A 13,378-nucleotide genomic window follows, 5' to 3' on the forward strand; every position below is an offset into this window, starting at 1 on the left:
TCAAAGCCCACCACTCCACGGGACTCATACCCCGCATCGGCGGCGAAGCACTAAACCAGACCGTCGAGGAACGGCACCAACGACTCTCCCCGTGCGGCGGCCACGGCCATGTCGCGACTCGCGACGGCCACTTGCCTTCCCTGTGCCATGACTAGTCCCCTTCGAGGGCTCGCCCGTCAAGGTGTCCGAACCGACACCTTCCACACCGCAGAAGCACCTACCACCATGGCACTGGGGCGCCCTTGGTGTCTCGGAAATCGTGAGGTGAGCGGACGGCATACGAAGGAGGTGGGTGGCCAGCCACATCGATCCGAGGCTGCGGAGGGGCGGCCTCGGGCAGTGGTCCCGGCTCGTCAGCAAGAGTCGGGACGAGGTCGCTTCTTTCGTATGCCGTCCGCTCCCGTCCGGGCGATCGCCGCGCGTTGGCAGCGTGGCTGCGTCGTCAGACCGTCGCCGTAGCCTGAATCCATGCACTTCCGATTCACGGCGCCGCTGTGGCAGTGGGATGCGAAGGACGGTTGGTTCTTCGTCACCCTGCCGAACGACGCGGCTGATCAGATTGCCGAGCTGCCGGGGTCGGGGCGCGGGTTCGGGTCGGTGCGGGTTCGGGTGACCGTGGGTGACACGTCGTGGTCGACGTCGGTCTTCCCCGACACGTCGCAAGGGAGTTACGTGCTGCCGATGAAGAAGGCGGTGCGTTCGGCGGAAGGGCTGGCCGAGGGCGACGACGTGGACGTCGCCCTGGACGTTGTCGACGCCTGACCTGAGGCGCCGTCAGTCGGGTAGGAGGCGCTCCTCGGCCGTGCGGTTGAGGCCGTGGCGGGTGCGCGGGTGCTCGACGGCGGCGAGGAACTCGGCCCGGGACAGGACGAGAAGGTGCAGTGGGATCAGCGCCTTCACGGTCGCCGTGCGCGCCGTGCCGCGCAGCAGGGCGATCTCACCGAAGTAGTCGCCGGGTCCTTCTCGGCGGCGGACAACGCCGTTCACGGAGACTTCGACCTCGCCGGACTCGATCACGAAGAACTCATCGCCGGGCTCCCCCTTTTGAATGACGTGATCGCCGGCCGGGACCGTCACATGGCTGGAGCGCACCGCAAGGGTCTCGATGGTCGCCACGGGAAGCGTCGCGAAGGGCTCGATACGCCGCAGCAGGTGGAAGTCGTCATCCGACACCCGGATACCGCCGTCGAGCACGCGACGTCGGGCCAGGACCACGAGTGCCGTGAGCGGGAGCATGAGCCCGGTGGCGACCAGGGCGCCTTCCTCGCCGAGCCAGACGACGAGGCCCGAGGCGACGAGCGACCCCGCCGCCATCGCGGCGATGGTGACCGTCTCCTGTGCTCCATAGACGCGAGCGAGCACGTCGACCGGAACGAGGCGTTGGGTGAGGTTGAGCAGGGCGACTTCGACCATCCCGAAGCCGACGCCGATCAACACGAACAGCGCTGCGGCAGAGGCCTGTTCGGGCCACAGCGCCACGGCGGCCAGTGGCAGGCCGCCCAGCAGCAGGCCGAGAACGAGACCGAGGGTGATGTGCCGTCGGGCCAGGAGCGTGGCGGCGGTCGCTCCCCCGAGCACCCCGCCCACTCCCCACGCCGCGCTGAGCCAGCCGGCCCACGCCTCGCCAGCGCCGAGCAGCGAGATGGCGATGACGACCACGAGGACGTCGACGACGGCCTGGATGAACATGTCTGCGGCCAGCACGCCCGTGAGCAGCCGCAATGGTCGGCTCTTGCGAATGGCGGTGATTCCGGCCCAGAGTTCGTCGTGCGGTGAGACATCCGGCAGGGGCGGTGGCGCGTCGTCGGTCGGCAGGCCCGCCACGATGGCCAGCCCCACCGCAAGGACGACGGCACACATGACGAACCCGGCGGGAAGGCCGACGAGAGCGACGAGAGCCCCGACGAGCAGCGACCCGACGAGGAAGGCGGCGTTGTCGAGGATGCTCCACAGAGCGTTGGCTGCCGCCAACTCGGTCGGGTCGTGGGCGTGGATGCCGAGCAGAGCTGCCTGAGTGGGCTTCTGGAGACAATCGGCGATCCCATAGAGGGCGGCGAGCACCAGGACCATGGCCAGCGAAGCGTCCCAGGACACTGCGGCCCAGAGGCCGAGTGCGATGACGAGCCGCACCGCCAGACTGACGACGAGGATGCGGCTCCGCGAGTGGTGGTCGACGTAGACGCTGAGCCAGGGGGCGGCGACGGCAGCCGGGACCATGCGCGCCACAGCTGCCAGGCCGACAGCGGTAGCGCCGCCGAGCCGATAGGCATAGAGAGCGACGAGAATCGCCAGCACCCACTTCACGAGCGCAACGGCGGCCCACCCGCCCTCGAGCCGGGTGAGGTGTGGGTTCCCCAGGACGACCCGGAGGAGTTTCATGCGTCCGGGCCCTGCCCCTCGTGCACCTTTCAACGCTACGGGCTGCTTGGCCGGGCCGGAGCCCATTCCGCAGTTCCGGATGGTCAAGTGCTGAGGGCCTGTGGGCTGCCACGCCGTGCCAGACTCGCTGGGATGTCGACGAGCGGCGACTTCGACCTGACGACCGACGAACTCCGGGCGGTGGCCCGGTATGCCGTGGCGTGCGCCTCGCCGGTGCTGGTGCTGTTCGAGCGGGCGTATCCGGGAGATCCCCGGGCCGCTGCGGCACTCGACGCGGCGCGGGTCTTCGCGGACGGGGCGCCCCGCTCGCGCCTCCAACGCACTGCGGCCGTGGAGGCGCACCGTGCCGGCAAGGAGGCCACGGACGACGCCGCTGGGCGGGTTGCTGCGCAAGCCGCTGGGCACGCAGCGATCGCGGCAGGGGATGCCGCGGCGACGGCATACCTTCATCCGCTTGCGAAGGCGAGCCAACTGCGGCACATCCTGGGCGCGGCTGCGCACGCCGCGCGCGCCGCCGAACTCTCGCGGGGTGACGATCCGGTGGTGGCGGAGTACGTGCTGGATGCCGCTCGCCGGCGCGCGACGCCGGAGGTGCTGGACGTGCTGTCCCGCTATCCGAGGGCGGCGCAGGGGCGCAGCCGGGTGCGTGTCCTCATGGCGCGGCTCGACAGCCTGCTGCGGGACCCTCCCCCGACGCCGCGCGTGGTCGACGACCCGGGGCCGTTCTTCCACGGGACCAAGGCCGACCTGCAGCCCGGGGACCTGCTCGCGCCTGGGCATGACACGAACTACGGGTCGGGCAAGCGGTCGAACCACATCTATCTGACGGCGACGCGCGAGGGTGCGCCCCTGGCGGCGGCCCTGGCGCGCGGCAACGGGCGGGGGCGGGTCTATGAGGTCGAACCGCTCGGCACGATCGAGGACGACCCGAACGTCACCGACAAGAAGTTCCCCGGCAACCCGACCCGCTCCTATCGCACGAAGGAGCCGCTGCGGGTGGTCGACGAGATCCTCGGGCTGACGTTCCCGCCGCCGGAGACGGTGCGGCACATGCGTGCCCGCGTGGCCGAGCTCGCCGAACTCGGCATTGAAGCGATGGATGACTAAGGCCCTTCCGTATGCCGTCCGCCCACCTTCTCGTGTTCCTCGCCGTCGAGGGTCTTGCGCTGGTGGCTGGCTGTTCGCCAACTGTCGCGGGTGGCGATTTGGAGGCCTTTGCTCCCGGAGGTGAACCAAAGGGACTCCGACCTGTGGCCCCTCCTCACGTCCCGAGATCAGGGTCGCGGCGAGCTGGTAGCGGAGTTGCTGCCCGCGCTGGCGGGCGGTGCAGATCGTAGGCAGGCGCGCGTGCTGCCCCTCCACGGCAAGCCTGTGCGTCGAGTGCTGGCTGTGCCACCCGCGCGGGCAGCACCGACCGCCCCTCTCTGCGCGTTGTCGTCGACGCAGTCCGCACCTGACACGGTTCGGAAGCTTCCGCGCCTGCGTTAGCCAACGGCAGCCGGAATTGGGTGGCGTCCTCCTCTGGCTACTCGGGAGGCTGGTGGTCGGGAGTTGGCAGGCTGAGTTTGACCCTTGCCTCATCTGCCATGCGCATCGCCTCGATGAACTGTTGCGCCGCGTTGAGCAGGTACTGGTGCGCCCAGCCCACGTAGAGATATGTGCCGTCGTTCAAGGTGAGGAAGCTTTGTCGCGGCTTCTTCTCCGAAGTGAAAAGGGCGGCGTACTCCGTCTGATCCGCCAGTGAGGGATCGACAGATCGCAACTCGTTGGCCACGCGGACGAGCAGTTCCTTGGAGGTGTGCACGTCACCCCAGATCTGATCGCCGAACGCGACGTACTCGAACATCCCGGGGTAGCCGCGCTTCGCATCGCGGGGCAGGTCCACAACTCTCACCAGGTTCTCTGCTGCTTCCATCGGGGCGTCACTCCATCTGGGCCAGATTCTTAGGAATCGTTCCGTCAGTTCACTGTTGCGCTCACGGATCGCGTTGGCGTCCCACGTGGCTCGCGTGCTCAGGACGTCTTTTACCTCGGCGATCCTGCTGAGCTCGTAGAAGGGCTTCTTGTCGGCAAAGGGTCGATTGCTCGCACCCCTGTTCAAAGAGGCTTCGAGCAACGTGAGGTTGCCCAGAGTGTTGAGTACGGCGCGATACTCACCTTGCTTGTCGGGGTCCAGATCGCCCCAACGGACACCATCACCGCTCGACCACTCCGATCTGGGTGCCTGCGGGTAGATGTGCTCGATATCCAAGGGCTCGCCTACAGCCGACACATCTTGCATCCGCCTCAACACGTAGCCCGCATGGGGAACTCGCCCGTGCTTGAGTTCCACTCTGACGTGCCCATCCTCCGGTGTTCGGCGAACGATGCCTTCCAGCGGATAGCCGTCCTTGATCTCACGGCACATCGTTCCGATCATGCGGATGTCGCGGTCGAGGTTCACCACGGCTCGGCGAAGGAACATGGTCTGTAGTCGCTGTAACTCGGCGACGAAGCCATCTTTCCCGACGCGCCCCCTCGAGTAGTCGTCGTACATCCCGAGCAGAAGAGGCCGAGGGGTGCCCTCGAACCAGCCGATCCCTGTCAACTCATGGCGGATGTCGGGGTCAGGCTCTTCGCCGGGCGTGAGTAGGAGGCGGTAGTGACCCGCGAGGCGGAGCCATTCTTCACGCAGCGGCAGCGTGATGTCACGACGTGGATCGGGGAACCGCTCACGGAAGTTTCGGTAGATCGCGAAGTCGCCCGTCAGGTCCGTGTGAGTCTCCGCGGTGAGCACAAGGTAGTCCCGCCAAAAGGCGCGAGTAGCGCCTCCGGTGGCTGCCTCGATCGGGATCCACGTGTGGTTCTCCAATTCGTCCTGCTCAGCGTGAGAGCGCCCCATGTGGATGTAGTTGTGGATCAGTTCGTGGTCCGCCAGGGCTGTGCCGGTCGAGTTGAGGCTCTCAAAGATCTGCTGCGCGTTGGCCGTCGGCAACAGCTCGATCGTCACATGCTCAAGTCGGTGCAATCCGTCCCACGCGCGTTGCCAACCGTCGGTCAGGGAGTTGAAGAAGAACGCGTAATTGGTTTCGAAGGTGGATTCGCCCAGCACGTCGGCTTGCCCGGTGAGGAGCTCCGTGACAACGCCTTCGTGCCGTCGGTGGGGGCGCAACTTGGTGGGCTGATCACCAACCGACAAGAGGAGCTCGGAAGCATCATCAGCAATGGACACGCCTGCGTCCTGCGCAAGATCACGGATGGCGGCGATCAGAAGCATCAACGTGGTCACACGCTGCTGGCCGTCAACCAGCGTGAGCGAACCTCGGTCGCCCTTGTTGTCTCGCGTCGAGAGGATCGAACCGATGAAGTGAGTACCGCCGTGTGGAGCTTCTGCGACGCGCAGAATGTCATCAAGGAGTTGAGCGCAAGTGGCCTCGCTCCAGCGGTAGTCCCGTTGGAATACGGGGATTGCCGCGCTACGGATCTCTTTCAGCCAGTCGACCGTGCCTGTGGCCCTAGCCTCAACGTTCGGCGAACCTGTCATGGAGAAACCCCCCGGATGGTCATGGTCCTTGCTCGAACGGCACCAGAAACGGTGGGTGCGCTGCCGTGGTAATGCTAGCCGCGAGCGCCCTCTCCGAGGGCGTGGCTGCTCAAGTCTTGGGTCGGTGTTGGGCGACGATGGCCCCGTCCAGGCCGGGCCCCAGAGTTTCAGGGTCGGTCAGCGCGGACCGCAGTCCTCTGTCCGTTGGTCTGAAGTGAGAGCGACGGGCGCTCCTCCCGAAACGACCACCTGTGTCGGCCCCCGCGGATAGTTTGCTGTGCATGGGGGGAGTGTCACATCGCCGTCGCCCTATCTGAGCAGAAAGTATGAATTCTATGATCCGTTCGTTCGCCAAGTTGGCTGTGGGCCTGCTTGGCCTGTTCTTCGTCGCACTTGTCGCGCTGGGAGGCTTTGCCTTTGCGAGGGAACAGGAGTGGTTGTCGCCTCTGGGCCTGGAGTCCTCGAGCAGGGACTCGCAAGTGATCCAGTCGATCGAGCGCACGGAAGAGGTCTCACTTCTGAGCTTGGGCGTTCAGGGCATCAAGGACTACGACCAGAACCGTGAACTCTTCGGGAAGACCATCCCGGGGACGGGCAAGACCGCCTTCCTGCAGTACAACTTTCACGCGAAGTTGGGTCTTGACGGGAGCAAGGTGACGGTGACCCAGCAGGGCGAGCACGATTTCACCATTTCCGTGCCAGCGTTCGCATTCATCGGCTACGAGCAGCCGACCTTCAAAGTTGCCGCAGAGGATGGGGGCGTGCTGAGTTGGGCCACCCCGGAAATCGACAAGATCGCGATGGTGAACGAGATCCTCAACGATGACGCTCAAGCTGAGTACATCGCCTCCAATGAGCAGACGCTCCAGGATCAGACCAAGGTCTTCTATGACACCTTGATCAAGAGCGTCGACCCGGAGGCCACCACCACCTTCGAGTTCAAGTCCCGGGCAGAGAGGCGACAGTGACACTGGGCAGAGAGGCAGGCAAGCGTGATGGTCGGCAGGCGTCGCTCTTGCCGTCTGATTGGACCGTGGAACTCAGGCCGGAGTTCGAGAAGAACTACTGGTCAGAACTGCTCCATTTCGTCGCGGACGAGCGCCGGGAACACGAGGTCTTCCCACCTGCGTCTCAAACCTTCGCAGCGTTCGAACACACGCCGTTTGACGACGTCAAGGTGGTGATCCTCGGTCAGGATCCGTACCCGAATCGGGGCCAAGGGCACGGGCTCGCGTTCTCAGTCCCGGTGGGCGTCCCGATTCCCCCTTCGTTGAGGAACATTCACGCAGAGCTTGAGGCGGACTGCGGTGTCGCGCCACCGCCGCACGGCAACCTCGAAGCGTGGGCGGACCAGGGTGTCCTCCTCCTCAACACTTCGCTCACGGTTCGGGCAGGAACGAAGGCGGATCGCGACGTTCACCGGCGTTGGCGGTGGCAGGGCCAGGGTTGGGAAACGTTCACCGACGCTGTCATCGAAGCTCTCAACGCGAAGCCCGCGCGGGTGGTCTTCGTTCTGTGGGGCAAGGACGCCGAGAGGAGGGAGAGGAGAATCGACACGTCCGTCCATCGGGTGATCGTGTCGCCGCACCCTTCGCCCTTCTCGGCATATCGCGGCTTCTTTGGCAGCAAGCCCTTCTCGCGGGCGAACGCGTTCTTGGAGGAGGCGGGCCTCGAGCCCGTCAATTGGGGCGGCGTCGCGGACCGACGCTGACCGTCGAGACACGCTGCGCGAACCTCAAGGCAGGGCGTCCGCCTCCGGCGGTGTCAGGTTGATCCGATAGTCGGAGTGTGAATACACCCCACCCACCTCACCTCGCTGGCGCAACAGCGTGATCATGTCTTCCTGTCGTGGCTGGCCGAACGTGAGGCGGTACAGGGCGACGTCCTTCTTGGTCTGCTCGTAGCGCCCCTGGTCTGAGCTGAGGGCGAACGGCGCGACGTGGCGTTCGATCTGGGCAGGTCCGGGATACACCCAGTTGGGCGTGAAGTCGCCGTACGTCTCGGTGAGGTCCGTCGCAAGTTCAAACGCCCTCTGCCATGGGTCACGCCCCGGGTCGGCGAGCACGGCTTGGGCGTGCTTGTGGGCGACATTTCGCCGAATGGCGTGTCCCCGGTAGCGATCTACGCGGCCTTCACGCTGTTCGAAGTCGACAGGGTTGGGTGGCACGTTCCAGTGGAAAACGGAGTGTGACCACCAGTGGAAGTCGATACCTTCCTGACCCACGGAGGTCGAGGCTAGGACGAAGGGCCAGAACGGCCCATTGAAGGCACGCCTCACCTCCGGTTGGCGAGCATCTTCGCTTTCGTTCTTGCGGCCTCCGTACCGGAGGGCGAACTTGGGGGCGAAGGTGAGAGGTGCGCCGACGTCATCGGCGTTCAGTGCCTGATAAGTGCTGGCCCGGAGGCTGATGGACGCCGCCACCGTGTCAGCTAAATCAAGGAGGGTCCACTCCGTCAGGGGACTCGAGAATTGGTCCTGGCGCAGGTGGTGCACGAACTCATCCATCGTTGCTTGAAGGTTGCCCCACGCGCAGTACTGAAGGACTCGCTGCCAGAAGGCTTGATCGTCATCAGTCACCTTCTCGATGAGCTTGGCGACGTCCGGGCGATTGAAGAGTGATCGCAGGCCGTTTCCGATAACTGCAGCTGCCTCGAAATGAGTGGCTTGCTCGACCGCGTCCGCATCCGTGAGCACTCGGGAGAGCGCGCGGTACGCAATGTTTGCTGGTGAATGCAAAGCGATCCGGGCAAGCATCTCCACTTGTTCGGGTTCGAGGCTGAGTGCCCCCGCTTGAAGGGCTGCTTTCGCTGCCTCGACGTGTGCCCATTGACCAGCGTCCTGTGGTGATCCACCGTCGTCGTCTTCTGAGCCAACTGAGTGTCCGGACATCGCGTTGACATACATGTGGAGGGACTCTGTGTCTGGGTGCGAGTCAGGCCAGGCAGACACGTGTGAGAAGACCACCCGCCAAAGACTCTCGTGGCCGTCCGCCCCCGTCGCACGCGAGCGGGAATGCGAGGGAGCCTGCCCGAACACGTCAACCACCCGTCGGCCAGCGGCCGTGACCGCGTCAGCAAGATTCAGTGGGCGGCCACCGTTCGCCGCCACCAGCGCCAGCGGGTCGGCTGCCTCGGCAAGACCAGGCATGGGCCATGACACGAGCATTGTCGTCATCTCTGCTGGTACACCGTCGCGGACGGAGTAGCTGAGTGGGCGCGTTTGCCGCCTGCGGCTTTCAGCGGTGTAGGAGCTATAGCCAGATCCCTCAGCAGCCCGTCGCTCAGCCTCATAACTGAGGATCGACGCCACGGCTGTTGGGGTGGCAGTCCACGACGAGAAGACGAGCATCTTCGTCACACCTTCGACACCGGCATACGGTCCGCCGGGCTCGAAGTAAGGCATGGATGGCGGGATCCAGAGAAGCTTCCACCACCCCTTGTCGACGGTGTGAGCCAATAAGTCCCGCATCTTGGCGTTTCCGCCGTCTATGGGCGTGAACGACTCGAGGCGCTCACGGCGCAGGCGCTGCGTTCGCGTGAGAGCGGGTACCGGCGTCCCGCTGAGGGTCGCACCCTTGATGCGTTCGCCGAGCTTGTAGGTGTCGCAGAAGTTCACGAAGTAGGGCGCTGACTTCCAGTACTCGGCGGTCACGAGGCCGGCGTCGCGAGGCTCCTTGACCGCTCGTGCCACCTCACTGAGGGCGCCATAGCCCACGAGGTCCGCCGCGGTGACTGCAGCGGCAGGCCGCACGACTTCTTTGCGACCGATGACGTCTTCGACTTGCGGTCGTTCCGCACGGCTCATCACCTTCAGCAACTCTGTGCTGATGGCCTGGGTTATTGCCCCGGCGTCGCGCCCCCGCGTCACTGCTGCCCTGTAATTCCCGAGTTGCCCCTGCAAACCTTGGATATCGAAGTCCGCGTGACCCTCGCCGAGGAAGCCGACGGTCTTCAGGAAGTCGCTGGCATGATCCTCGCCCATCTCCTCGGCATACGTGAAGGCTTTGTACGGCGTCGCAGACAGCAACAAGACCTTCGCGGCCTGGTGACGGAAGAGGTCATGTGCAAGCTCGCCGGCCTCGGAGTCCTCGTTCAGGAGATGCCGGAACCTCTGGAACTCATCGAGGATCACCAGATCTGGCTCCAGACTCTCAACGCTGGCCCGTGCCAACGCACGTCGAAGGCTGCGCACCATTTTGGCGGGCTCGTCGACGTGAGACTTGGGCACGGTAGAGCGTCCGGTGACGGCGTCGATCAACTCCAGGAGCTGGCCGCCCAGGCGTCGCTGCCCGTAACCGATCTCCTTCTTGAAGGTGCGGACGATCACCGGGTCGATGCCGTCGCGCTCGAGCTCGGCCTGAAGCCCGTAGATCGTGCTTGAAAAGCCGTCGAGCGTGCGGACCTGCCCTTGGAGGATCCGCTTGAGTGCCGTCTGCTGTGCCTTTGAAAGGTCGAAGATCTGGCACAGAATCAGAAACAGCATGGCCCTTTCTGGTGCGGCGCCGTTGCTGTGCCCCATGTCGAACGACGTGCCCGGCGTGAACGACACCAGGTTGACGGGCTTCCCGGCTCGCCGGGTGTTGGCTAGCTTGGCGGTGTGCCGAGCCAGCAACGTCAGTCGGCTGGAGAACGCCACGGCCTCGTCCGGCGTGACGTTCAGGCGCGTGATGTTCTGCTGAGCCAAATCGGCGTTGGCGCACACGTAGACGATGTCGATCCGCTTGATGTTGTCGTCGGTCTCAAGCATCTCGACGGTCTTGGCGATGACCCCACGCGCGACCATGCTTTTGCCGAGCCCGGTCTCGTCCGCGACGAGGAACCAACCAGACCCGCCAGGCGTCTGCAATTGCCGACACACGTGGTCAACAGTCCGGCGCTGGAAGTCCGTGAGTCCGGCAAGGATGGGGTCGGCGGAGAACCTGGTCATGATCGAGTCCTCTTCATGTCGGCCCGGGCGTCGGACACCGCTGACCACAGTTGCTCGAACCCTTCGGGGAGCAAATGCCGCCCCTCCTCGGTTGCCGTGAGACGACGGACGAGGCCATCAAGGTCATCCAGTGCTGACGGGTTTGTCGCGATACCCTGCAGCACCAGTTCGAGGATCCCCGGACCTCGACCAGAGCCAAGCAAGGGCCCACTCTTTGCTGCGTCGGAGTCCGAGCCGGCCTCGAGCTGGGCGAGCCAGTGGAGGTTCCCGAGGCTGAGGAGCAGGTACAGGAAGCGCAGGAACTTCTCCGGCGTGTCGATCTGTCTGGCCAGCACCACGTCAAGGCGATCCTCGGGATCGTTGTGGAGCTCACCCACCAGCACGGTGCTGGCAGAGAGTCCTGATGGTGCCGTCAGCGACACGCACAGGAAGGGAGTGATGTCCGCCTTCTCGACGCCCTCGAACTTCTCCGCCAATGGGGTGCTCGACTCGACCATTCTCCCCAACCCCGGTCGTGTCAGAAGCCCGACCGTCACCTTCCAGTCGGATGGAGTTGAGTAGGCGCGATCCGTCGCCACCATGAGGCTGAACGCCGGCTTGGCTTCCGCAGTCGCCGTGGCCCCCTTCGTCACTGTGATCACGTGATGGATCTCCGCGATCGATCGGAGCGCGTTCTCCAGGGCAAATTGCTCCTCCTCTGCCGGGTCGGGAGCCTGTCCGCCGGTGACCTGGTATTCACGGATGATTTCCGCCAGGGAGCCTTCGGGTCCGACGAACCTGTCTATTCCAAAGTCCTTCCTCGCCCCCCGGAACTCGACCATGAACTCGACGTTCGATCCGAAGGCAGCATCGGTGGCGTTCGCCGAACCGATGAGGAGTCGCGGTCGCTGCCTGGCGTCGGGCTCAACGACGTAGACCTTGGCGTGAAGGCCGTTGAGGAGGCTTCCGGCGCCAGCTGCGGGCGCCACTTCCGCACCATCGTTCTGAGCATGGGTGGCCTCCTCGACTCCCTCACCGGAGTCGATGCCTGCCATCTCATCGAGCACGTATGCCGTGATGTCGCCTGCAGTGCCCACCTCCAGCTGCTCGAGCTCCTCCACACGGGACAGGACGGTGATGTCGCGGCTGTGCCGTGTGGCCGCACGAAGACCCGCGTCGTTAAGGAACGGTGAGATCACGAGGTGCCGATGACCGGAAAGGTCCAACCCGCGGCCCTCCGCGAGGTAGTGGAAGTCGAGCGACCCGATGGACTCGGGATGTTCCCAGGAGATTCGACGGGCCTCGTCTGCGAGAGCGCTGACCCGTGTTGCCCGGGCTGAAGCCATTGGCGTGACTGCCCTCTCCGGAAGGCTTGAGAGGAGAGCAGCGAGTGGAGCGTTCTCGCGCTGAACCCGCTTCTCCACGGCTGCCGAGTCGAGTCGCACGACGACATCCCAAGTCCGGTCATGCGTCAGGTTTCGAGTGAGCACGAGCAGGCGATATTGACTAGATCCACCTTGGTTGGGGTCATAGCGAATGAACCAGATCTTGGGGTGGAACAGCCCGTTAGGTGGGCGGCGCACGCCATGAACCATGGGTTCCACGAAAGCGAAAAGATCGGCAGCCTTCGCAGGCATTGCGATGTTCCCCGCTTGGCAGAAAACGTCGATTCGGTTCGCCGCCGACCGAACGGCTTCGAGTTGGCTGATGGGGTCCTGACCCGGCGAGCCCGTACCTGTGAACGCGGAGAACGCCAGGGGCGGGATGACGGCCGCCGGAAGGCTCAGGGTGAAGGTCGTCGCGATGGCCCCGCCGAGGCTGTAGCCCGCGCTCGGTCGTAGGTGGTCGAGTAGGACGGCCCTGCTATCAGGAGGCAGCATCGCGCGACTTCCCCTCCGCGATGTCGTTGACGATGGTTCGGACTGTCCCCCACCGATAGGTGAAGAGCCCACCTCCGGAGTTCCCCGACCATGCCTCCAGGAGCTTGGTGTTGACGAAGCGCGACTGTTTGCCCTTCCGTCGCTCCCGATCGAGGACCACGCCGCGCAGTTCGCTACGGTCAGCGACCTCGAAGGCTCGTCCAACTCGCACTGAGCTGATCCAGTGATCGACGAACAGGCGCGTGCGTGGGTGGATGTTGGGGTTCTGGCTGGCCACGAGTCGCCACATTGCGGCGACATCCCACTGTTGGATGTCATCTGCCAGTGGTGCGATCTCGTCCTCGGCCCACTCGCGCAGCCAGACGCGGTAGTAGTCGACAGGTTGGTCGACCGACGTGAAACCGGCCTCCTCGTAGGCCTCCGCGACGAGGAGGTTGTAGAGCAGGGCGGCACCGTGGAGTGACGTGGCGAAGAGGCGTGCGTGATCCAACTCGGTGAACTGGGTCACTGGCGTTGCGGCCCACGGGGTCCGAAGTGAATTAGGAAGGACGTGCCCCTCACGCACCAGATGTGCGAGCAGCGTTGTAGGGCAGCTCATCTCGATGCGCTCGGCCAACCAATCGGACTCCTCCCGTGTGAGGGCAAAGCCGCTCGGGGGATGGTATGAGTCCCGTGGAGTGGTGGGCTTTG

The 13,378-nt window shown here is 64.9% G+C and carries 9 protein-coding genes and 1 pseudogene; 5 read left to right on the forward strand and 5 right to left on the reverse strand.

What is annotated here, in order from left to right:
- Window positions 1-468: 468 nt before the first annotated feature.
- Window positions 469-762, forward strand: coding sequence for a DUF1905 domain-containing protein (locus N802_RS18630; RefSeq protein ID WP_035919380.1), 294 nt, complete (start codon window positions 469-471; stop codon window positions 760-762).
- A 12-nt stretch (window positions 763-774) separates the two neighbouring features.
- Here the strand turns inward: N802_RS18630 and N802_RS18635 are convergent, their stop codons facing one another.
- A complete protein-coding gene (locus N802_RS18635; protein WP_035919383.1) occupies window positions 775-2,379 on the reverse strand; it encodes an MFS transporter in 1,605 nt (534 codons plus the stop codon).
- 132 nt (window positions 2,380-2,511) lie between these two features.
- Here N802_RS18635 and N802_RS21140 point away from each other — a divergent pair.
- Window positions 2,512-2,901: pseudogene (locus tag N802_RS21140) on the forward strand (putative immunity protein); the annotation flags it as partial.
- Between the two features lie 132 nt (window positions 2,902-3,033).
- A complete protein-coding gene (gene arr, locus N802_RS21145) occupies window positions 3,034-3,486 on the forward strand; it encodes an NAD(+)--rifampin ADP-ribosyltransferase (protein WP_245614005.1) in 453 nt (150 codons plus the stop codon).
- Window positions 3,487-3,904: 418 nt separating this feature from the next.
- Here the strand turns inward: arr and N802_RS18645 are convergent, their stop codons facing one another.
- Window positions 3,905-5,902: a DUF262 domain-containing protein gene (locus N802_RS18645; RefSeq protein ID WP_035919385.1), complete on the reverse strand. Its 1,998-nt coding sequence runs from the start codon at window positions 5,900-5,902 to the stop codon at window positions 3,905-3,907.
- Between the two features lie 335 nt (window positions 5,903-6,237).
- Between N802_RS18645 and N802_RS18650 the strand changes: the two genes are divergently transcribed.
- Window positions 6,238-6,870 (forward strand): hypothetical protein, encoded by a 633-nt coding sequence (locus N802_RS18650; RefSeq protein ID WP_035919386.1) that lies wholly within the window; start codon window positions 6,238-6,240, stop codon window positions 6,868-6,870.
- On the forward strand, window positions 6,867-7,613 hold the full coding sequence (locus N802_RS18655; RefSeq protein WP_281175160.1) for a uracil-DNA glycosylase: 747 nt from the start codon (window positions 6,867-6,869) through the stop codon (window positions 7,611-7,613). Before N802_RS18650 ends, N802_RS18655 begins: the two co-directional genes overlap by 4 nt.
- A gap of 24 nt (window positions 7,614-7,637) precedes the next feature.
- On the opposite strand, the gene N802_RS18660 is transcribed toward N802_RS18655, so the two are convergent.
- The 3 genes from N802_RS18660 to N802_RS18670 all read right to left on the reverse strand — a co-directional run.
- Window positions 7,638-10,829, reverse strand: coding sequence for a P-loop NTPase family protein (locus N802_RS18660; protein WP_035919389.1), 3,192 nt, complete (start codon window positions 10,827-10,829; stop codon window positions 7,638-7,640).
- Complete coding sequence (locus N802_RS18665; RefSeq protein WP_035919391.1) at window positions 10,826-12,688, reverse strand: phospholipase D family protein; 1,863 nt, start codon at window positions 12,686-12,688, stop codon at window positions 10,826-10,828. The genes N802_RS18660 and N802_RS18665 overlap by 4 nt, the downstream gene beginning before the upstream one ends.
- On the reverse strand, window positions 12,675-13,378 hold a 704-nt coding region (locus tag N802_RS18670), incomplete at its 5' end, for a DUF6361 family protein (RefSeq protein WP_211254463.1). The genes N802_RS18670 and N802_RS18665, both read right to left, overlap by 14 nt.

Source organism: Knoellia sinensis KCTC 19936, from assembly GCF_000768705.1.
Lineage (GTDB): Bacteria > Actinomycetota > Actinomycetes > Actinomycetales > Dermatophilaceae > Knoellia > Knoellia sinensis.